The sequence below is a fragment of the Myroides sp. C4067 genome, assembly GCF_038039665.1.
Taxonomy (GTDB): Bacteria; Bacteroidota; Bacteroidia; order Flavobacteriales; family Flavobacteriaceae; genus Flavobacterium; species Flavobacterium odoratimimum.
The window spans coordinates 139,517-160,531 of record NZ_JBBPHJ010000004.1 but is presented as its reverse complement, the minus strand read 5'-3'; the positions used below and the strand labels follow the sequence as shown (position 1 = coordinate 160,531).

At 32.2% G+C, this 21,015-nt stretch carries 21 protein-coding genes; 7 read left to right on the top strand and 14 right to left on the bottom strand.

The window, feature by feature from the left end:
* Positions 1–187 precede the first annotated feature (187 nt).
* A complete protein-coding gene (locus tag AABL87_RS04210; RefSeq protein ID WP_006258933.1) occupies positions 188–661 on the bottom strand; it encodes a hypothetical protein in 474 nt (157 codons plus the stop codon).
* Between the two features lie 348 nt (positions 662–1,009).
* Entirely contained in the window at positions 1,010–2,977 is a 1,968-nt protein-coding gene (locus AABL87_RS04205; protein WP_341276987.1) for an OmpA family protein, read from the bottom strand.
* A 326-nt stretch (positions 2,978–3,303) separates the two neighbouring features.
* Between AABL87_RS04205 and AABL87_RS04200 the strand changes: the two genes are divergently transcribed.
* Complete coding sequence (locus AABL87_RS04200; protein WP_006263530.1) at positions 3,304–4,050, top strand: glutamine amidotransferase-related protein; 747 nt, start codon at positions 3,304–3,306, stop codon at positions 4,048–4,050.
* Positions 4,051–4,128: 78 nt separating this feature from the next.
* Here AABL87_RS04200 and AABL87_RS04195 read toward each other — a convergent pair whose 3' ends face one another.
* The gene (locus tag AABL87_RS04195) at positions 4,129–4,884 is read right to left on the bottom strand and encodes a hypothetical protein (RefSeq protein WP_341276986.1); all 756 of its coding nucleotides are present in this window, start codon (positions 4,882–4,884) and stop codon (positions 4,129–4,131) included.
* 349 nt (positions 4,885–5,233) lie between these two features.
* On the opposite strand from AABL87_RS04195, the gene AABL87_RS04190 reads away from it, so the two are divergent.
* Positions 5,234–6,463: an MFS transporter gene (locus tag AABL87_RS04190; protein WP_006261152.1), complete on the top strand. Its 1,230-nt coding sequence runs from the start codon at positions 5,234–5,236 to the stop codon at positions 6,461–6,463.
* Between the two features lie 34 nt (positions 6,464–6,497).
* Here AABL87_RS04190 and AABL87_RS04185 read toward each other — a convergent pair whose 3' ends face one another.
* From AABL87_RS04185 to AABL87_RS04135, 11 genes are all read right to left on the bottom strand, one after another.
* Entirely contained in the window at positions 6,498–7,031 is a 534-nt protein-coding gene (locus AABL87_RS04185) for a hypothetical protein (protein WP_006261151.1), read from the bottom strand.
* A gap of 15 nt (positions 7,032–7,046) precedes the next feature.
* Positions 7,047–7,658, bottom strand: a complete 612-nt coding sequence (locus AABL87_RS04180) for an SMI1/KNR4 family protein (RefSeq protein ID WP_006258939.1) — start codon at positions 7,656–7,658, stop codon at positions 7,047–7,049.
* Positions 7,636–8,304, bottom strand: coding sequence for a hypothetical protein (locus AABL87_RS04175; protein WP_006263526.1), 669 nt, complete (start codon positions 8,302–8,304; stop codon positions 7,636–7,638). Before AABL87_RS04175 ends, AABL87_RS04180 begins: the two co-directional genes overlap by 23 nt.
* Before the next feature lie 219 nt (positions 8,305–8,523).
* Positions 8,524–9,171 carry a DUF4240 domain-containing protein gene (locus AABL87_RS04170; protein ID WP_006261148.1) on the bottom strand — a complete coding sequence of 216 codons (648 nt, stop codon included), beginning with the start codon at positions 9,169–9,171 and terminating at the stop codon, positions 8,524–8,526.
* A gap of 71 nt (positions 9,172–9,242) precedes the next feature.
* Positions 9,243–9,830, bottom strand: a complete 588-nt coding sequence (locus tag AABL87_RS04165; RefSeq protein WP_006258942.1) for a hypothetical protein — start codon at positions 9,828–9,830, stop codon at positions 9,243–9,245.
* Between the two features lie 87 nt (positions 9,831–9,917).
* Positions 9,918–10,484 carry a hypothetical protein gene (locus AABL87_RS04160; RefSeq protein ID WP_341276985.1) on the bottom strand — a complete coding sequence of 189 codons (567 nt, stop codon included), beginning with the start codon at positions 10,482–10,484 and terminating at the stop codon, positions 9,918–9,920.
* Positions 10,485–10,568: 84 nt separating this feature from the next.
* Complete coding sequence (gene kynU / locus AABL87_RS04155; RefSeq protein ID WP_341276984.1) at positions 10,569–11,858, bottom strand: kynureninase; 1,290 nt, start codon at positions 11,856–11,858, stop codon at positions 10,569–10,571.
* A gap of 119 nt (positions 11,859–11,977) precedes the next feature.
* Positions 11,978–12,934 carry a hypothetical protein gene (locus AABL87_RS04150; RefSeq protein ID WP_286398844.1) on the bottom strand — a complete coding sequence of 319 codons (957 nt, stop codon included), beginning with the start codon at positions 12,932–12,934 and terminating at the stop codon, positions 11,978–11,980.
* A 32-nt stretch (positions 12,935–12,966) separates the two neighbouring features.
* A complete protein-coding gene (locus AABL87_RS04145) occupies positions 12,967–13,971 on the bottom strand; it encodes a metal-dependent hydrolase (protein WP_286398847.1) in 1,005 nt (334 codons plus the stop codon).
* Positions 13,972–14,120: 149 nt separating this feature from the next.
* Positions 14,121–14,600 (bottom strand): Lrp/AsnC family transcriptional regulator, encoded by a 480-nt coding sequence (locus AABL87_RS04140; RefSeq protein WP_006258948.1) that lies wholly within the window; start codon positions 14,598–14,600, stop codon positions 14,121–14,123.
* A gap of 88 nt (positions 14,601–14,688) precedes the next feature.
* A complete protein-coding gene (locus AABL87_RS04135; protein WP_071307647.1) occupies positions 14,689–15,840 on the bottom strand; it encodes a M14 family metallopeptidase in 1,152 nt (383 codons plus the stop codon).
* 304 nt (positions 15,841–16,144) lie between these two features.
* Here AABL87_RS04135 and AABL87_RS04130 point away from each other — a divergent pair, with 304 nt between their 5' ends.
* From AABL87_RS04130 to AABL87_RS04110, 5 genes are all read left to right on the top strand, one after another.
* Positions 16,145–16,657: a helix-turn-helix domain-containing protein gene (locus AABL87_RS04130; protein ID WP_006265227.1), complete on the top strand. Its 513-nt coding sequence runs from the start codon at positions 16,145–16,147 to the stop codon at positions 16,655–16,657.
* An 86-nt stretch (positions 16,658–16,743) separates the two neighbouring features.
* Positions 16,744–17,412: a spermidine synthase gene (locus AABL87_RS04125; protein WP_006261143.1), complete on the top strand. Its 669-nt coding sequence runs from the start codon at positions 16,744–16,746 to the stop codon at positions 17,410–17,412.
* Between the two features lie 87 nt (positions 17,413–17,499).
* Positions 17,500–18,618, top strand: a complete 1,119-nt coding sequence (locus AABL87_RS04120; RefSeq protein ID WP_341276983.1) for a GNAT family N-acetyltransferase — start codon at positions 17,500–17,502, stop codon at positions 18,616–18,618.
* Positions 18,619–19,421: 803 nt separating this feature from the next.
* Positions 19,422–19,865, top strand: a complete 444-nt coding sequence (locus AABL87_RS04115; protein WP_006263519.1) for a GNAT family N-acetyltransferase — start codon at positions 19,422–19,424, stop codon at positions 19,863–19,865.
* A gap of 4 nt (positions 19,866–19,869) precedes the next feature.
* Positions 19,870–20,949 carry an alanine racemase gene (locus AABL87_RS04110; RefSeq protein WP_341276982.1) on the top strand — a complete coding sequence of 360 codons (1,080 nt, stop codon included), beginning with the start codon at positions 19,870–19,872 and terminating at the stop codon, positions 20,947–20,949.
* Positions 20,950–21,015 lie beyond the last annotated feature (66 nt).

Genomic DNA, 21,015 nt, shown 5'->3' with positions numbered 1-21,015 from the left:
CTATGTCCTCCTAAGAAAGTCAGTAAAAGCAGAGTGTGTGAGAAGTATTTCATCTTATGATGACATACTTATGATTACTGTAGGGAGATAAATACGTCTTTAAAACACAGAAAATAGAGAAATTATAAACCGATAATATAAATAGTTGGTATTCTAAAAGATAGAATTATCAACTATTTATATTTATCTATTTAATGATAACAAACCCTAAATCAATATCTCCCTCACGCCATATTAATTTAGAGTTATAGTACACTTCATATTTCAATGTACTATGACCTTTCTTCTTAAACTTCATTTCCAGTTTATCTAAATCCCCATTTGGCAAAGATAAATACACAATATATCTATCAGGTGCAATATAAGAACCTCCTTGTATTTCTAGATAATATTCCGTCTTTCCTTCAATAGATACAGACTTTATTATTTCTGATCCTTTTCTATAAATAATAGATGTGTTTTGACCATTTGTATCTGCTTCATATAATACTATTTTTTGATGAGAAAAGGATCCCTCATACGTAGGGTCTAATAGATTATGTCCTTTAATATCCTTTAACATGATGCTATAATTAGTATCAACAACTGTTGGACTAAATTCATCGTCACTACTACAAGCTATTATAAGTAATAGACTCATAAAAAGTACTATCTTTTTCATCTTAATATATTTAAAATCAGCATAACAATTTTAAAACTTATAATTTAGATAAATATATAGTATTCAAACATTAAAAGACTATTTCTATAACTAGACAAAGTTTGTGGTTACGATGTACAGATGTATGAAATAGTCCCTACGATTATGGAGATGACTTATGACTACTGTGTGGAGACGAAAATGGTATGTATGTATATGTATGTATTGTGTGACACGCAAAATATTGCATCTCTACATTGATACTCTGTGTGTGCATATTGCCCGCAAGGCAGATAATTCCTAATTCTTAACTCCTAATTCTTAACTCCTAATTCCTAATTAAAAAAAGAGGCTCTCGCCTCTTTTTTGTTACATTTTTATAATGATAAATTCACTTCTTCTGTTTAGCTGATGATCCGCTTCACTACATGGTACTCCATTAGAACATCTGTTCTGTAGTTGACTTTCTCCATATCCTCTACCTGTTAGACGACTTGGTTCTATACCTTGCGAAATCATCCATTTAATAGTTGCTTTCACACGTCTATCTGATAAGGCTAAATTATAATTGTCATTTCCTCTACTATCTGTATGTGAACGTACATCTACGATCATAGCTGGGTACTCTCTCATTACCTCAACAACTTTCATCAACTCTATCGATGCATCTCTACGGATAAATGATTGATCAAAGTCAAAATAGATTGGTTGTAATTTTAGTTTCTTAAATAAATCATCGTTTATACCTACTGTCTCATATGCCTTATCTAAACCGATATTCACTTCTTTATCACCTGCCACATCAGCTGCAGCAAATACTAACTCTACTGTACTATACTCTGGTGCTTCTGCCTTAATACGATACTTCTCACTACAATCTAATGTCTCAGAACTATACTTACCTTGCTCATCTGTCTGAATGGTTTTAGACTTTTCATATAATCCATCTGATATCACAACAGTTGCATTAGGAATACCTTTCTTTGTTTTAATATCATATACAGTACCTATTATATGCTGTAGACATGCTTTCTGAATAAAAGAATAGATATCATCTCCTCCTAACCCTTCTGGTCGGTTTGAACTCACATATCCTGCATTTGTGTCTCTATTGATATAAATAGAAAAATCATCAAACGGACTATTAATAGGCGCTCCTAAATTAACTACTTCTCCTATCACTCCATTTTTCTCTAACTTAGCCGAAAAGATATCTAATCCTCCTAAACCAGGATGTCCATCAGAGGCAAAGAATAAATAATGATCAGAAGAGATAAATGGGAATGTCTCACGTCCTGCTGTGTTTACTTTCTTCCCGATATTCTCTACACCTCCATACACATCATTAGGATACAGCGCTACTCTAAAGATATCTGACTGTCCTTCGCTTCCCTCTCTATCAGAAGAGAAATACAGCCATTCATTATCTGGTGTCAACGCTGGGTGCGCAGTATTAAAGTTATCTGAGTTGATTGGTAATTCTTTTATATCTCCCCAAGTACCATTAGCTTGCTTAGTAGCACTAAATATCTTTAATAGAGACGAGTTTTTCTTATTGTTTTTACGCTTTCCTTTTAAATTAGAATTATTACGAGTAAAGAACATGGTCTTTCCATCCTTCGTAAATACAGCAGTAGCATCATTAACCTTAGAACTCAACTCAGGAGCGTAAACAACAGGCTCTCCTAACTTACCATCTGCTAAGATCGTGCTACTGTATAGTGTAGTAAAACTCTCATTCGTCCACTCGTGTAATTTCTTACTTGATAATTCACTAGAAGGACGTGCAGAAGTAAAAATAAGTTGATCTCCTATCACTGCTGCTCCATAATCAGAATAAGGAGTATTAATAGATGTATGTGTCAATTCATAACGAGCTGTACCTTCCTCTATTGTTTTTAAATAGTCCTTATTCGCTAGGTATAATTTTGCCCTAGAGTCTTCCTTTTCTAATACAACGAACTGCTCCATTACCTTCTTAGAAGCATCATATTGTTCAGCAGCTTTTAAAGTTTGTGCATAGCGATAGTAGTACTCTGAAGGAATCTTCACTGTATCCTTATCATCATACTCTCCATTAAACAGCTCTGTATACCATTTATTAGCATCAAGTAGCTTTCCATTAAAATAATATGAATCAGCTAATTTCATTAATATATCTCCATTAATATATCCTTTTTTAGCCATGCGTTCATAGATTTTTATAGCATCTATATAAGCTAGTTTTTCATACTCTTTATCGGCTTTCTTCTCAGCTACACGCTGAGCTTGTACACTAGTACTTAGCGCAAATAAAGCAATACTTAATAAACCTGTTTTTAGTAATTGTTTTCTCATACGTTAGATTGGGAATGTGGGGTTAATCACCTAATACAAAACTACATTAAGTATTGTCAAAAACACAACAAAACAGAGGTTACGCCTACAATAATACCACATAACAACTACTTTACAACTATTTATATATTAAAAATTATTTTAAAAACAACAAAAATAAACAAACCATAACTATTTAGTATATTTTAATAAAATATAAGCAACCATATACCCCATACTTTCTAATTTCGCCTTATTTACTTGGACTAGGAAGCTTTTGTTTATTCTGGACTATACCCTTCATTATCTAGGCATTTACCTTTGTTGCCAATCAAACAATAGATATAATGCATATACATTTTGTAATTCACGAAGAGTATGAAGGGCCTGGTGCCTTTTTAGATTGGGTAAAAGATCATAATTATAGTGTAAGTATGACTAAACTATATGAAAACAATATTTTGCCTACCTCAGCAGAACACATTGATTTACTAATCGTATTAGGAGGACCTCAAGATCCTATTACGACAACAGATGAATGCCCTTATTTTGATGCACAAAAAGAAAAAGAATTGATACTAAAGTGTATACTTGCTCATAAAGCGGTTATTGGTGTTTGTCTAGGGGCACAACTAATAGGAGAAGCTCTGTGTAACGCTTATAGTCACAGCCCAGAAAAAGAGTTTGGTGTATGGCCTATTCACCTTACTGATGAAGGAAAGACCCATCCAAAGTTTAAACATATAGAAAATGAACTTCCAGTAGGCCACTGGCACAATGATATGCCAGGACTTACACCAGATGCTATAGTACTAGCTACTAGCGAAGGATGTCCTAGACAAATAATAGAATATTCTAATCTAGTGTATGGATTGCAGTGTCATATGGAATTTACACCAGAAGTAATAGAATTAATTATTGCTAATGACCAAGAAAGCTTAGTGAGATATGCTAATCATCGCTTTGTACAGTCTGCTCAACAACTAATGAAATACGACTATACTACAATGAATCAAGCCTTATATACATTCTTAGATAAGTTAGTAGAAGAATATAAACAACTATCTGACGTTAGACCACTTCATCATCTATAAACAAGAAGCCTGTATTTATTAGAACACACTTCTAACTCATACAGGCTTCATATACATAGAAAGAGTCAAGATATTCTATTATCCATCTATACTCATTTCGATACATTCTTTATTAGAAATTTCTATATCTATAATATGATCAGCGATAAGCTCATCCCCTATTGCAATAGACGCTGTAATATGTGCTAAATTATGTAAACAGATTGTAACACTATATACATCTAAGGTATCATACCAATCATCATCTGCTTTTCCGTCTAAGAAAGGAAGGAAAGCGTTATTCTCACTATTATAGAATCCTATTAGCTCTTCACGCAAGTCTGTAAGCCAATATAGATAATCTATCACCTTAGACTGTGCTCTGCTATCAAAAGGAATATGGCTAATAATCAAAAACCGATCAAGTGGACAGTACTTATTAAAAATAACTACTCTCTTCTCTTTTATACCATATTGATTATTAGTCCCCTCTACGAGGGTGATATCTTCTGGAAACAGAAGGTCTATTGTCTTTCTTTCTCTTAACTTTCGAAGATCTTTTACACCAAAAATATCTTTATGAGTCTTTGCTTTCTCTGAAAAAACAAAAAGCTTATCTTGGATTTTATGAGTTTTACTACTTTCTACTTCAAGTAACAATTTATATGCAGTCTCCCAATACTCTAATAATGCATAAATATGACTCTGCAACAATAAATTCTCACTCGTTTGTTCATCTGCTTGCAATGCATACAATAAATCAAATAAATCAGACGCTAAGTCCTTAATGCTATAACTCTCTCTAAACATTTTAGAAAGTTCATTGTACTTTTTTTTATATAAACTTATACTCATCACCTTTTTAATTACGTCTATCCTCTTTTATATATTATATACTTTTATATATGCTCCACAAGAACATTCTCTTAGGACACCTCTTTCACGATTAAGTCACTAAAGTTCTCTATTTGTACTACTTGATAAAACTTAGATACTAAAACTATTCTTATTCATCGTAGAGAATTAAAAACACTATAAACAAGTAATATAGTAGATACTATATACAGTAAATATCTAACTAATAAAGTTAATTATTTTAGTACTCACTAGCTAAAGATAAAGAAAAGAATAATGACTTATATTTGCATTTCACTCTTTTCAATTTATTTAGATGTAAATTAAAGAGATATCTCTATATATTACTATGACACAGACGCTAGATCAAAAGTTTACCAAATACGAGAAATTCGTTATTTTCATATTAGCCATCACACAATTCACTGTTATCTTAGACTTTATGGTTATGGCTCCACTAGGAGATCTCTTACTAAAAAGCTTGTCTATGTCTACACAGGATTTTGGCATAGCTGTATCTGCTTATGCATTTAGCGCAGGAGCTGCAGGATTACTCACAGCAGGCTTTGCGGATAAGTTTGATAGAAAGAAACTATTATTGTTCTTCTACATCGGTTTTATTGTTGGTACCTTATTCTGTGGTTTAGCAAACTCTTATGAGACACTAGTATTCGCTCGCATCTTTACAGGACTATTTGGAGGAGTAATAGGCTCTATCTCTATGGCTATTATCACAGATATCTTTTCACTAAAACAACGAGGAAGAGTAATGGGGTTTATACAAATGGGATTTGGAGCAAGCCAGGTACTTGGTATTCCTATAGGGTTATATATTGCTAACAAATGGTTTTGGGAAGCTCCTTTCTTTATGATTGTAGGGTTGTCAATACTTATTGCTATCGCTATTGGGTTCTATTTAAAACCTGTCAGGGATCACTTAAGTCTACAACCTCAAAAAAAGGTACTTACGCATCTGTGGAATACTGTGAAAAACAAGGATTATAGAATAGGATTTATGTCTATCACCATGCTATCTGTAGGAGGATTTATGATGATGCCATTCGGAACTATATTTGCTGTGAATAACTTAGGTGTTCATCCAGATCAGTTACCTATCCTATTTATGATATCTGGAGTTACCTCATTAACATTAATGCCTTTTATAGGTCGTTTAAGTGATAGAGTGAGTAAATACAAATTATTTACCATTGCATCTATTTGGTTAATGATAGTTAGTGTGGTCTATACTAATTTTTCTCAAATCCCTTTTGCTCTAGTAGTTGGAACAAATATCTTAATGATGATCGGTATCATGAGTCGTATGGTTCCTTCAGCAGCCTTAAACAGTGCTGTGCCTGATACAGCTGACAGAGGAGCTTATATGAGTATTACTTCTTCACTTCAACAGATATCAGGAGGTATTGCTGCTGCTATTGCAGGACTAATTGTCTATCAAGAACATGATAACAGTCCTCTTGTTAATTACAATATTGTGGCTTATGTACTAGTTGTTGTGTCTACTATAAGTATTATCTTAATGAGTAGAGTTAATAAACTGATACGCAAACGAACTTTATAATAAACAAGGGGAAGTGATCACTTCCCCTTGTTTATTATACTTCAATAGCACGAGAGCGCTCTTCTTGTAGCAAACGTTCCTCTTCATCTTCATCTGCATCTATCTCTGTCACCAAAGTCCATAGATTAGAAGTTGTTCTTAAATACTGTGAGAGCATATTTTCTCTTTCTATTCTTACCATTACCTTTCTTAAACTATTAAGGAATCCATTAGTAAAGTCATCAAACTGAGCTTGATCTTCTAAATCCTTTACAATGCTGTGATATGCATCTTCTATAGGCTCATAAAGAAGAGTGCCAAGATCTCTAAGCTCTAAAACATAATCTTCTACAACTTCATAAGTCCAATCTGGCGGATAATACTTTCTCTCTCTATTCAGCATATCAGTATCTAAACTCAGTAACACATATCCATTATATGCACTACAGTTAAAAGCAAAAGAACAAAACACTTCTTCTTTTAAAGTAGATTGGCTGATTAGTTCAAGTGATTTTCTTACATAATTATATACAGACTCTTCGAAGTTATACTGTTTTTCGAAAGTTTTCCAATTAGCTATTTCTATCATTCCAATTGTTTTATTTTAATATCTCCATTTACGAACTAGGTCTTCTCCTATCAGCTCATCAACTATTTGTTCTGTCCATTGATCAACTTGATCCTGGCCTACCTCTCCAAACAAATCTGCTTGTGCAAAAACCAAACACCCTTTTAAATAATCATCAAAATGACTAAACATCTTCGTCAAATAAGGCTGACTATCGTGGTCAAAATAATAGATTTCTTTAGTCTCTTTATGAAAACAGAACATATTACCATTACCTAGATAATCACTAAAAGTAATTAAGTAAGGTAACACTGATAAGTCCTCTTGTGTGAAGCTAGGACCGTATTCTGGGTGAGGTTCCCATATTTTACCAAGATAATCTATTTCATCAAAGCTGATTAACTGTTCGCCTATATCAGCTACCCCAAACACTTTATAGAATTCCTTTAAAGAATTTGGTAAACTTGTTGCTATTCTTGCTTCTAATAGTCGTATTTCCTCTTCTGATTTGGGATCAGCTAAATCATTTGACCAATTATCAGCTAAGGACTCAATGATCAGCCTAGTCTTATCTTCCCATAAAGGATCACCTATTCTAATAAAAGGAATGATGATATCTTCCTTCTTATCTATACATAATGTTGTCATTTGGTCTAAAGAATACAGTTATTAAATAAAATAATACTCCCTCTTCGTCTCTAAACTGTGTAATCCAGCGTCCCCAAGTCTCTTGTCCTATCTCTAATTTATTACCAAAACTATCTGTATACTTCCATCTGTCAAAGATATCTTTCTTTAAACTAGCGCTTTCTCTACCAGACTTATAGTTATAGTCTCCCATTAAATCTTTTCCAATAGAATACTTAATCCCTCTTTTCTTGTCTTCATAAATTTTATTCCCAAACAAATCTGTACCGTACTCAATCCTGTTTCCTTGGTTATCTTTTATCGTCACTTTTCCAAACATATCCACCTCATAAGTTGCTGTATAACGATTAGTATACTTATACTTCTTAACTAAGTCCATTAAGAACAACTGCTGCAACTCGTCATCCTCCAGAATCCCGCTATATTCTAAGTTTAGGTACTCTTTTGAAAATTCTAATTTATTTCTATTATTATCTGAGAAATCTAAACCTCCAAAGAAGGATTTTTCTAACTGAGCATCATATCTATTATGTGAGTAAGTCCAATCTTCTCTATAATTTTTCTCTATTTTTTGAGCTTGTGCTTCTGTAGCTACAAATAACAAACCTGCTATCAACAAACTCCTAAACAATGTCTTTCCTTTCATATTTACCTTTTAGTATTTAAACCCAGATTCCGCATTAGCCAAATACTACAAAGCAATTCTACTTCGTAGCTCTTTCATTAGCTCTAAAACCATACTATAGTATGCTATACTCACTTACTCAGGCCTATTTTTATATAATTACTTTTCGTTTAGATGTCTATCGTAATCTGGATTAAAAAAAGAAGTTTAGAGCATAGATGCTTTAAACTTCTTTTTATCTTATTCTTCTACGTCAGAGCGTACATCACATATTTCTTCTACCAATTCTGGGTAAGCCTTTTGTAGCGCTGTTCCTCCTTTTACCTCTCTATTCATCTTCACATCTACATCATCATAGTTCACTACGTCTGGAAAAGACTCATAAATAGCATCTCTTATTTCTTCTGACTCTTCGATACCCGTCATCTCTTCATTAGCTAAGTCTGCTACATACAATAACTCTTCTGCATCACACTCTCCGATATCAAAACTATATTCTCCATTTACAAAGTTCTGAATATCACTACTAATTTCTTCTACAAAATCTTTACCTTTAAGTAATAACCAACATCTGAAATAGATAAATGCATCATCAGAAATCGTATCATCAAAGTCTATCACATCGTCTTCTACCTCAAAATCATTATTCAAGACGATGTACAGCTCTGCTATCTCCGCAGTGTACAATCTATGTAATTGTTGTTGCATTACTTTCTCGAAAACGATTAAATGATCTTTGTCTGTTTTACTTAATAAATCAATCATTTGATCGATGTGTTGATCTTGATCATATTCCTCCCAATCAAAATCTTTTACATCATTAGATTCATCTATAATCTTCCAAAAGAAGTTATCTTGTTCTTGTTGTGTTGCTTTTAGAATACTCATTTCTGTATATTTTTAAGGTTCTTGTTCTCTTTATAAATTTAGATAATATTATCTATTGGATTTTATTTTACTCAATATTTATTTGCCTTCCAGTTTTTATCAAATTTTCTTTTCTCAAAAAAGATATTTCCTATACTTAGTTTTATTTTATCTCTTATGAAATGCCTTCTATATTCTGCTGGTTCAAAATGATAATCATCATACGCTAGACAAAAAGCAATAAGTAATTCTTGATTAACATCATTATTGGCAATCATAAAATAATTATCAGCATAACTAATACTTATTCTTTCCTTATCCCACCAAGCGATTTGTTTCCTGTTTTCAAAAATAGAGCACTTTAGTCCGCGATGAGCATAAATATCATATACCTTATAGTTATAATGACATTGATAGTGAGTTTTCCAATAAGAGAGCATTTCTAACCTCGCTGTATTCCCATGCTGATCTGTTAGAATATATTTTGCAGGCTTAAATAGACCTGTACCTTCTCCTCTTCTAATATTAAAAACAGGAATATCACTACTCGTCGAAAACAAATTAATATCTACAAAATCGCTATCTGCATTCTGCTCTGCGTAAAATCTCTTCTCTTTATTGATAAACCCTTTGTACTTAATCAAATGGTAATCTATCAATTGATCTACTTCTATAACCATTATTCATCTTTGTGTTTGACTCTATAAAACTAAAGATAAAAAGGCTCTCAACACTAGTGTTAAAGAGCCTTTTTATCCTAAAATGCTTTATTTATTTTTATTGTTAGGTTTCCACTGTTTATCAAAACTTCTGTTTTGAAAGATTAAGTTACCTAGATCATAATTAAACACACCTTTATCTTGAGATTTATAAGTATAGTTATCATAAGCTAAACAACAAGCAATCAGCACTTCTGCATTCACATCATCATCCGCTATAATTTGATAATTATCTCCATCAAACCAAGACACTGCCTGCTTATCCCACCATGCTACTTGCTTTCCATTTATAAAAACAGAACACTTGCGCCCTCGATGTGCATAGATATCATATACTTTATGTTGGTAAGTACATTGATAGTGAGTCTTCCAATAGGACTTCATCTCTAATATAGCTTCTCTTCCTTGACTATCAGTTAGTACATAGGTAGGGTACAACAGAAAGAACTTCTTTTTGACCTTAAAGGCTTGTTCATTGGTTGTTTCTGCAAACAAATTCACTTCTGCAAACAACTTAAAAAGCTTTTGCTTTCCATAATACTTCTTTTCTCCATCAATAAATATGTCATAGTGACTCCCAATAGAGATTTTATGTTGATTAATATCAATAATCATTCAGTAAACAATTTCTAATTCTATTGTAAAAGTAAAAAGAAAAGACGCTCCAAATACTATTGAAACGTCTTTCTTTATATTAAATTAAATAACTATTGCTCTTTGATTGCTAAAATTATTCCATTGCTGTTCTTGACCAATTACTTCTAATACTTCGATTAACTTATAGACTTCCTGATAAGAATTATACAATGCTATAGGAGCAAGACGAATAACATTAGGCTCTCTATAATCAGGAATAATATTATGATGTTTTAAGGCTAAACAAATTCTATAAGCTTCCTCATGGACTAATGCTATATGTCCTCCACGCTTATAATCCTCTGTTTCATTGTTATACGAATATCCATACAGTCTTAGTCGGGTATCGATGAGATACATCATATAAGCTGTCAAGTTTAATGACTTTGCTCTAATATGCTCCATTCCCGCTTCTTCATATATATTTAATACTCCTTCCAGAGGAGCCATCGAGAAGATATTCGGTGTACCTGTCTGAAAGGCTGTTATATCAGAAGCTTGTTCGAACTCATGCTTTAGTTGGAACTGTGTTTCGTCTTTATTTCCAAACCAACCTGCAAGTCCCACTGATTTATTAAAATGTTTTTTATTGATATAAAGACCTGCTGTAGAACCAGGACCTGCTGATAGATACTTATAATTGCACCAGATAGCAAAATCTGGATTAATTAAGTCAAAATCATGTGCTACTGCTCCAATAGAGTGACATAAGTCAAAACCAATGTATATACCGCGTTTATGCGCTTCATTCGTTAGGCGTTGCATATCTAGGAGTTGAGCACTTCTGTACAATACAGAAGGCAATAAAATCACTGCTATATCTGGGGTCATCGCCTCTATCACCGCATCCTCATCAATGAACACTCCATCACTACTCTCTACTACTTTTAAAACTTCTTCTACCTTCATCCCCTTTAATGCTATCTGACTATCTACAGCATATCTATCTGTCGGGAAGTTTAAATCATCTACAAGTATCTTATAACGCTGCTTAGTAGGTTTCCAGAATGTCGCTATAACCTGGTGTATATTAAGCGTTGTATTAGCTGTAATCATTACCTCATTCTCCTGTGCATTAATCAAACGACCTACTCTATTTCCTAGATTCTTACCATAGTTAAAGTAATGTCCACTCTCTACATTCCAAATTAGAATACCTTCACTTTTCCATACCTCCATCACTTGTAACAAAGCTTGCTCTGCATCCTTAGACGCTAACCCTAGAGAATTACCATCCATATAGATCTTATTATCTGCTAAAGGGAAGAATCTTTCTCTAAATCTATATAATACATCTGCCTTATCAAGTGCTTTCGCTTGTTCTATGCCTGGTTTAAAATCTTTATTTGCCATTGATCCATCATTTTTATTAGCTGCAAATAACAACTATAAATGAAAAGGAACTTTTCAATCTGTGTCTAATAGCGAAACAAAGAATAACATCTATGTCTATTCCCACAAAAAAAGAGCAATTACTTGCTCTTTATATTTTTTAAAACCTCTCTCTGCTTGTTTAGATAAGCTACTTTCTCGGGTTCTCCTGACAAACTAATCAAAGTAGAAGTCCGTTTTATCATGTTAATGCGATGTTCTTGTGCGTTATTAAATGCAGGATCAAATGATAAAATACTATTTGGACTACTTAGATGTACTACACTTGCTTCTAATCCATCAGATTTTAAATAGTTATGAGAAATATCTAATCCTAAATAAGACAGATAAAGCTCTATCTCTTTATTCTTATACTTCCCTGTGCTTCCTATCAAGCTAAGTAGATCTATTACTTCATTAAGTTCATTTTGTATTAGTGTTTTATCCTCTTCTGTTAGTGTATTGATCTTATAAAAATACAAGATATCGTATACCAATGTATTTAATATATCAGGACCTAAGTACACAGTGAGTTTAAAGTCATGTAAAGCTTGCCAATATCGTTGTTGAATTCTTTTGATAGCTGAGGTTATCTCAATTTTTTTAAACGCTGTCGGTATTAAAACCCCTTGGTTTAATTCTATTTTCATTAAACGCAACTTCATCAGGTTATCTGAAGCTAAATACAGAAGCTCTGGAAGCTCTTTACACACCATGTGAAGTGTATGTCTACTTTTTTGTTCAAACCCCTCTAAAACGTTTAATTCAGCCTCTATCATCCTGATGTAAACTTGTTCTAAAGTATCCTCCTTTAATACTCTTAAGTTACAAGTAATCTTATCTCCTCCTTCTCTAATAATTAAAGAAGTAAGATTAATGTTCATTGCTTTTGCTATCGTAACTACCTCTGTCAAGGTAAACTCCACTTCTCCTCTGATTCTTCTATAACAGGCCTCCTTACCTAGATGAATTAGCTCAGAGATAAAATCAACTAGCTTTACTCCCTCAGGCAGTTGTTCTGAAATAATATGAATAAAATGTTTTTGATAAGCTGACATAGGTAAAAGAATAATAAGTTTTTATCATTTAGTTATACTCCTTGGAGTCTAAACCATAGCTTTTTCAATAATTTAAAACCATCTTTTCTCTCTTTTTTCACTTCTTCTACTTGTAGCTCTCCTTTATCATCTAAGTAGAATCTATAACTAAAAGCAAACTGCACTTCTTCTCCTTCATTTTTCAACAGACCAAAGCGCAAATCATTGAAATAGACTTCATCTTTCTTTTCAGAAAAAGTATAATATCCTTCGCTAATCTTTACTAAGCGTACAATTAGTGGGTGACTCTCTAAAGACTTTATAAGAGTGTGGTTTTTAGGAAACTCCTGAAAGGTAATAGGAGACTTATCAAAGAAAGAGTACTCTCCTATTAAAAAAGAATCTTTTGTTTCTACAATAGCATTCCATAGGATAGTATTCATCACTGTAGGTTTTACAGACATTTCTGTGTACTTAATTCCTTGGCGATCTAATGCGTCGGTAAAACTGTAAAAAGCGAATGCCTTAAGCATTAATGTAATAAATAGATAGAATGAACTTACATAGAACCCCATTCTATTATAAAACATTCTTTTGTCTAAATTTGACTTCTCTCGCATTGAACGCACCAAAAAGTATGCAAACGGTAAAGTGTATAAAGGATCTATCACAAAGATAGACTTGAATGCAAAAGAGTAATCAAGAGGCCAAAACAGCCTAGTGCCCCATGTGGTAAACATATCTAAGAGAGCATGTGTAAAGAACCCCCAAAAGAAAAGCCAAAACCCCTCTTCGTAAGTTACTTTATTCTTTTTCTCTATAAAATAGAGTAAATAACCGAACAAAATAGCTCCCAAAAAAGCAAATAGAATAGAATGTGTGAACCCACGATGTACTTCTACAGCTGTGATAGGATCAGTAAAAAAACCAGACAAAATATCTAAATCAGGTATAGTACCTGCTATTGCTCCATAAAGAATTGCCCTATTGCCTATCTTACGACCTACAATAGCATTTCCAACCGCACCACCTAGTATGATTTGTGTTAATGAGTCCATGTTTTTTTTTCAAAAATACAAATAAAAAGAAAAGATGCCCTATAAACCTAATCACAGCTTAACATTTTTATAGTCTCTATCCCATATAAATACAAAAAAAGAGAGTATCTAGTAGATACTCTCTTCTATATGTGATATACATTCTAATCTTAAAGTTCTTTAAAGATTGTATGCATTAAACGTTTTTTATCATTGATGCTTTCTTCTAGAGAAATCATTGATTCAGTTCTGTAAACTCCTTCGATATCATCAATCATGTAAATAACTTCTTTTGCATGACGTGTGTTTTTCGCTCTAATTTTGCAGAACACGTTAAACTTACCTGTAGTTACGTGCGCTACAGTTACGAAAGGAATTTCATTAATACGCTCTAATACAAACTTAGTTTGTGACGTGTTATGTAAGAAGATTCCAATATATGCGATGAAAGCATATCCTAATTTTTCATAATCTAATGTTAAAGAAGAACCTTGGATAATTCCTGCATCTTCCATTTTCTTAACACGAACGTGAACAGTACCTGCAGAGATTAATAGTTTTTTTGCTATATCTGTAAAAGGAACTCTCGTATTGTCAATCAACATATCTAGGATTTGGTGATCGATTTCATCTAAACGAAATTTACTCATAAATCAATTATTTATCTTATTATAATCTATAATTCTGTACAATAATACTAAATAAAATTTGGATTTTCTGAAAAAAAAATAAATTTTATTATTTTTTTAATAAATAATTAACCTCTTCAGCCTTTAAATCAATAACCTCAGTTAATCTTTTATCTAGTACTTCATCAATATTTTCAATACTTTCTTTAAAAAAGAGATTTTCTTTTATACGATGATGGACAAATTTACTCTCTTTTTTAATAATATCAACAATTATAGGATAAAGTTTAACATTATCTTCTTCTAATTGCTCTAAATATTGGATTTTCACAATATAATCCTCGTCAGTTTCTTTAAGTTTGACAAATTCAATAGCTATATCATTGAAGTTTTTACTGTTTTCTGGAATACTAAAATAGGAATCTACTGTATTATTCTCATAATTTGAAGAAAATATCTCAGAAACTACCACTAGTAAGCTTCTAAATATAATCTTTCTGCTTTCTTCTCTTATATAATCCTCAGGATAATGTCCTGCTTCAAATAATATGGTTGGTATACCTAGTGATTGACAATAATCTCCAATACAATTTATATTAAACCCATCATCAAACCTTCCTACTTGTCCTGGAATTACCTTTTGAAGTTCTTTGTTCATTGACACGATTAATTTAATAGCTTTTAAGCGATTATCGTTAATCTCTCTTTCCATATTATAAGAAGGAGCTAAAAAAGAAACTGTAGCAGGTTTCCCAGTCTCTCCTACCCCAAATATTGTTCGCTGATCATGTAGGTTAAATGCATAGTCTGGTTTATACTCTTCTAATAAAGTTCTAAGCAATTTACTTTCTGGTTGACTAAGGTCAATAGAGTCTCTATTAAGGTCTACCTGATTTGCATTTACTCGAGTATAATAATGTGCTCCATCAGGGTTCAGAATAGGCACTATATAAAAGGTAAATTTAGCATACCATTCTTTAATGAAACTCTCTTTTTCTTGATGGAGTAAAAGAAGAAAATCTAATACTGCTTTTGTTGTTGTAGATTCATTTCCGTGCATCTGAGACCACATAAAAATACGCGTGCTACCAACACCCCATGTTATCGTTTTTATCGATCTTCCTTCTACTGATTTTCCTTTCTCCTCAACCTTGAAGTTTAGGTTTAAGTCATTTAAAAAATCAACAATCATGTCAGCTGTCACATATCTACCTGACACACATTTATTGGTATAGTTATCTACTAAAAAGTTATAGTTCATCCCTCTATTATTATATGATGTTACAAATGTAAATAACTTATCTTTTACATCTGTAAACAATTTAAAGTAACTCTTTGTTTACAAAAGTAACATACTTAAACCATAACTACCATCAGCAACACTTTAGAAGTTTACAAAATTAAACAACAATACACAACCTTCTTTTTATCAGCTTATTAGGTACTATCACTTAAACACAAACTTTAGTATTGTTTACAATTCTAAATATGTATACATTTGTAATATCATAAACAATATTACATTTGTAAACACTATAACTATTTACTTCTATAAACAAAATGCTATGGATAACTTTGTAAACAGACTTGAATTTATACTTCACAACTATGACTACTCTGCCTCTTCTTTTGCAGACAAAGTTGGTGTTCAAAGGTCAAGTTTATCTCACCTTTTGTCAGGTAGAAATAAACCTAGTTTAGACTTTATTTTAAAAATAAATGAAGCTTTTCCTGAGCTAAGTTTGGAATGGTTAATCAAAGGAACGGGTAACTATTTAGAGAAAGACAATACCACTACTATCACTAAAATTATCCAAACTCCTCCTTCTACTCCAATGACCACTCCTTACTCAACTGATCTTTTTTCGGCTGAAAAAGAAGAAGAATTAGCTCCAAGTTTTGTAGAGAAAAAAGAAGAAATAACAACGGAAAAAACCACCTCTATTCACGACCAAAAAGAAGAAAATAGTACTGAAAATATTCTCCCTCATTTTGCTTTAGGATCTAATAAAGGAGAGATTGAACAGGTGATTATTTTTTATAAAGATGGAACATTTAGTCAATTTAAACCGCGATAATTCTAATCCATATCACCTAGTAAAAATTGCCGTTTTAGGTATCTAATATTTGATTTATCTTTGAAGGAAAGTTGAGCTAGAAAAAAATGATAAAGAAAATCCTAAGTTATTTTACCCCAGTTATAGAAAAGAAAATTCCCTCAAAAGTTAGTCAACAATTAGAAGTAACTTGGATTGATGGACATCTAGTAGTAGATACTAAACACACCAACTACTCTTACGGTAATCTAGAAAAAGTACTAAAGAACGGTCTAAGCTTTATAGGTTTTGAGAAAATCAAAAAAATGAACAAGGTGCTTATCCTTGGTCTTGGAGCAGGTGGAGTTCTAAAGACATTAAGAGATGAAGTAAAATACCAGAGTGCTATTGATAGTGTTGAGCTAGATGAAGCTATTCTATTTATTGGTAAAAAGTACTTTGATATCGAAAAGTACAACACTAACCACGTTATTCACAACATAGATGCTTTTGAATTTGTCTTGCGTTCTAAAGAACAGTATGATCTAATCATCATAGATATCTTCCAAGATGCAAGAATGCCCGACTTCTTATTTGAACGTTATTTTGTTGAGAGGCTACAAGAATTACTAAACCCAAAAGGTTTCATATTATTCAATACCATAGTACTGACAAAAGAAGATGAGACTCGTAATGAGCATTTTTACACTTTATTTCCTAAAGAAAACTATTCTATTCGGTCTTATCCTAAACAACAAAAGTATAACGAACTCCTTACTATCAAGAAACTACTATAACAACTGTACTTTTAATTAGACAAACCTTGTTTTTCTAATATTACAAATAAGTATCTTTGTAATCCTGAGTTTAAAAAACGAAACAAAATGATTGAAATTAGAGAAGCTAAAACGAATCAAGAAATTAAAGAATTCGTTAAGTTCCCTTTTAAACTATATAAAGACAATAAGTACTGGGTTCCTTCTATGATTAAAGAAGAAATCAAAAGTTTTGATAGAAACAATGATATCTTCAAAACTGTAGATGTTCACTTTTACCTAGCTTATAAAAACAATGAAATTGTAGGAAGAGTTGCTTGCTGTATCAATTGGACAGAAGTAAAAGACTTACACAAGCCTAAAGTGCGCTTCGGATGGTTAGAAATGATTGATGATATTGAAGTGACAAAAGCTTTAATAAACACTGTTATCGCATTCGGTAAAAGCCAAAAGATGGAATATATAGAAGGTCCTATGGGATTCTCTAATATGGATAAAGCAGGAATGCTTACTAAAGGGTTTGATTATATAGCAACCATGATAGGATTATACAACTTCGAGTATTATCCACAACATATGCAACAACTTGGTTTTAAACCTGAGGCTGAATGGATTGAATACAAACTCGATATCTCTAAATTTGACAAACCGAAAATAGACAAAATGTCTTCTCTTGTAAAAACGAGATACAATGTAAAAGTACTAAAGTTCAAAACGATTAAAGAACTAATGCCTTATGTTGATGAGATGTTTGCTCTATTAAACAAGACTTATGCAGACTTACAAAGCTTTGTTCCTATAGAGCCTTTTCAAGTAGAGCACTATAAAAAGAAATACCTACAGTTTATTCATCCAGACTACATCTCTTGTATTATGGATGAAAATAATAAAATGATTGCTTTTGCCATTACAATGCCCTCATTCTCAAGAGCGTTCCAAAAGGCTAATGGAAAACTCTTCCCTTTTGGTTTTTGGCATTTACTACAAGCAATTAAGAAAAACAGTCATGCAGAGTTCTATTTAATTGGTGTAGATCCTGAATATAGAAATAAAGGAGTAACTGCAATAATTTTTGAAGAGATATACAAGTGTTTTTCAAAACACAATATCACATTTGTCGAGACTAATCCTCTATTGGTTGAAAACAATAAAATTCAACAACTCTGGAAACAACTAGATCCAGAGATTCACAAAGAACGCAAAACATATCGACTAGATATTCAATAAATATACAAGGTTAATAGAACTCACTATTAGCCTTTTTTTAATCCGTATTTTGGGTTAAACCCGGATTAAAAGGCTTTACACTTTATTTTGAGATGATCCTTATTTGGTAAATCAAAAATAGAAGTATGAGTACACAATGCTGTAATTTCGGTATTAATGAATAAGATAATAGCGTTTTGCTTGCACTTCTTAGGGGATTCCTAGGAGTTTTCTTGGGCTTTCCTTGCCCAGAAGGTGCTTTTCTCGAAGAAAGGTGCAAGAAACCCTCAAGCAATCCTCTAATAAGTCAGAACAAAACCACCTTTAGTTTATCACTAAATACGAATAAAAAATAGAATTTTTAAATCCGATATTTGAATATTTTATCATACCATTATTTATATTGTTGTTTATTTTACTTCTTAGGTAATTGTAGTAAAATTACTTATTAATCACATTTTGGTTAATAGTAAGTATACTTTGGTTTTGTCTTTTTATCTCTCTTATCACATCATTACTAAACCCTTTATAATAAAGGTATTGCCCCTACTTTTACTTATAAAAACAAAGTGCAATTACAATCAAAAAAAATTACTTTTTCTCAATAAATATCATTTAAACTTGTCAAAATATCATATTTTTTGTATTTTTACAAAAATCAAATTTATTTAATCAAGCTTATTTAGCTATTTTATTAAAAGAGATATTCCATAGAAACACAATATTCGTTTCTATTTTTTTACTTTCAAATCAAAGGTTTTTACCTTTTCTATTTTGTCTTCATCTTTTCTGTAAAGCCTAAATAAGCATATAAACATTTTTTTATGCTTTCAATTCATAAAATAGACAAACACACCTCTACAAACGAATCACAAATCAAAGAATATGTTGATTTTCTATACCTTCATTTAGAACAATATGGAGACGAGAAACAAGATATAGAAAAAGCAATTCACTACGCTCTTTCTTATGACAACAAACCAGGTGGATTTGTATTAGTTGCCAAAAATCCAAAACAAGAGATTGTTGGTATTACAGTCTTACTAGACACCTTAATGGGAGGATTTATCCCTGAACATATTCTTGTTTATATCGCGATAGACTCTAGTGTACGTGGTCAAGGTCTAGGAGGACAATTAATAGATAGATTAAAACAAGAGGCCCACGGTTCTATTGCACTACATGTAGATAAAGATAATCCTGCTCAAAACTTATATGAACGAAAAGGCTTTGAGAAAAAATACATAGAAATGAGATTAACAAAATAGGAAGATGGCTTATATAACATTAAATCAAAGTAAATTAAAACATAATTACAACAAGCTAGATGCTCTATTTCAGGAGAAAGGAATACACTGGGCTGTTGTAGGAAAATTACTTTGTGGTGATGAGACCTTCCTCAGAGAGGTTTTAGCATTAAACCCTCAACAAATATGTGACTCTAGAGTTTCTAACTTAAGAATGATCAAACAAATTGATCCTACAGTTGAAACCATTTATATTAAACCTGCCCCTAATGGTAGTATTGAAGAAATTATTGAGTACGCAGATATCAGTTTTAATACAGAACTAGAGACGATCAAACTTCTTTCTGAAGAAGCGAAGCGTCAAAACATTGTACATAAAATTGTTATTATGGTAGAACTTGGCGAACTAAGAGAAGGTGTTCTAAGAGAAGAACTGATAGACTTCTACAGCCAAGTCTTTGAACTACCTAACATTGATATTATTGGACTAGGCACTAATCTTACCTGCATGTATGGCGTATTACCTAATAATGATAAGTTAATCCAATTAACGCTATTTAGAGACTTACTGGAACTCAAATTTAAAAAGACAATCCCCTATTTGTCTGGTGGTGCATCTGTAACGCTTCCTTTAATCTTAAATGACACGATCCCTACAGCTATTAATCACTTTAGAATTGGAGAGACCTTATTTATGGGAACCAATGCCTATGACAATGTAGCTTATCCTGATTTCGAACAGAATATCTTTATGCTTCATGCAGAAATTATTGAGCTATATGAAAAGCCGATGATGCCTGAAGGAGAAATCGGATTGAAAATGACAGGAGAGAAAGTAGAGTTAGCACCAGAATGGGAAAATAGTGTGAATTATAGAGCCATTATAGACTTAGGGTTATTAGATATAGAAGAAGACCACATTACACCTATCAATGCTAAACAGCAATTCGTTGGGTCTAGCTCTGATATGATGGTCATGGACCTAGGAGATAATCCAGAGAACTTAAAAGTGGGTGACACGATCTCATTTTATATGAGCTATATGGGAATTCTTAGAATTATGAATTCTAATTATGTTGATAAAAGAGTAATTGGTAGAGAGTAATTCCATTATTCACAAATTAAAATCATGTTAAAAAAAATTGATTAAGTATTCTCTTAATTACATTTG

What these genes read in the sequence shown, in the direction of transcription:
- AABL87_RS04210 (WP_006258933.1), bottom strand. Translation starts at nt 661, where the DNA reads ATGAAAAAGATAGTACTTTTTATGAGTCTATTACTTATAATAGCTTGT.
- AABL87_RS04205 (WP_341276987.1), bottom strand. Translation starts at nt 2,977, where the DNA reads ATGAGAAAACAATTACTAAAAACAGGTTTATTAAGTATTGCTTTATTT.
- AABL87_RS04200 (WP_006263530.1), top strand. Translation starts at nt 3,304, where the DNA reads ATGCATATACATTTTGTAATTCACGAAGAGTATGAAGGGCCTGGTGCC.
- AABL87_RS04195 (WP_341276986.1), bottom strand. Translation starts at nt 4,884, where the DNA reads ATGAGTATAAGTTTATATAAAAAAAAGTACAATGAACTTTCTAAAATG.
- AABL87_RS04190 (WP_006261152.1), top strand. Translation starts at nt 5,234, where the DNA reads ATGACACAGACGCTAGATCAAAAGTTTACCAAATACGAGAAATTCGTT.
- AABL87_RS04185 (WP_006261151.1), bottom strand. Translation starts at nt 7,031, where the DNA reads ATGATAGAAATAGCTAATTGGAAAACTTTCGAAAAACAGTATAACTTC.
- AABL87_RS04180 (WP_006258939.1), bottom strand. Translation starts at nt 7,658, where the DNA reads ATGACAACATTATGTATAGATAAGAAGGAAGATATCATCATTCCTTTT.
- AABL87_RS04175 (WP_006263526.1), bottom strand. Translation starts at nt 8,304, where the DNA reads ATGAAAGGAAAGACATTGTTTAGGAGTTTGTTGATAGCAGGTTTGTTA.
- AABL87_RS04170 (WP_006261148.1), bottom strand. Translation starts at nt 9,171, where the DNA reads ATGAGTATTCTAAAAGCAACACAACAAGAACAAGATAACTTCTTTTGG.
- AABL87_RS04165 (WP_006258942.1), bottom strand. Translation starts at nt 9,830, where the DNA reads ATGGTTATAGAAGTAGATCAATTGATAGATTACCATTTGATTAAGTAC.
- AABL87_RS04160 (WP_341276985.1), bottom strand. Translation starts at nt 10,484, where the DNA reads ATGATTATTGATATTAATCAACATAAAATCTCTATTGGGAGTCACTAT.
- kynU (WP_341276984.1), bottom strand. Translation starts at nt 11,858, where the DNA reads ATGGCAAATAAAGATTTTAAACCAGGCATAGAACAAGCGAAAGCACTT.
- AABL87_RS04150 (WP_286398844.1), bottom strand. Translation starts at nt 12,934, where the DNA reads ATGTCAGCTTATCAAAAACATTTTATTCATATTATTTCAGAACAACTG.
- AABL87_RS04145 (WP_286398847.1), bottom strand. Translation starts at nt 13,971, where the DNA reads ATGGACTCATTAACACAAATCATACTAGGTGGTGCGGTTGGAAATGCT.
- AABL87_RS04140 (WP_006258948.1), bottom strand. Translation starts at nt 14,600, where the DNA reads ATGAGTAAATTTCGTTTAGATGAAATCGATCACCAAATCCTAGATATG.
- AABL87_RS04135 (WP_071307647.1), bottom strand. Translation starts at nt 15,840, where the DNA reads ATGAACTATAACTTTTTAGTAGATAACTATACCAATAAATGTGTGTCA.
- AABL87_RS04130 (WP_006265227.1), top strand. Translation starts at nt 16,145, where the DNA reads ATGGATAACTTTGTAAACAGACTTGAATTTATACTTCACAACTATGAC.
- AABL87_RS04125 (WP_006261143.1), top strand. Translation starts at nt 16,744, where the DNA reads ATGATAAAGAAAATCCTAAGTTATTTTACCCCAGTTATAGAAAAGAAA.
- AABL87_RS04120 (WP_341276983.1), top strand. Translation starts at nt 17,500, where the DNA reads ATGATTGAAATTAGAGAAGCTAAAACGAATCAAGAAATTAAAGAATTC.
- AABL87_RS04115 (WP_006263519.1), top strand. Translation starts at nt 19,422, where the DNA reads ATGCTTTCAATTCATAAAATAGACAAACACACCTCTACAAACGAATCA.
- AABL87_RS04110 (WP_341276982.1), top strand. Translation starts at nt 19,870, where the DNA reads ATGGCTTATATAACATTAAATCAAAGTAAATTAAAACATAATTACAAC.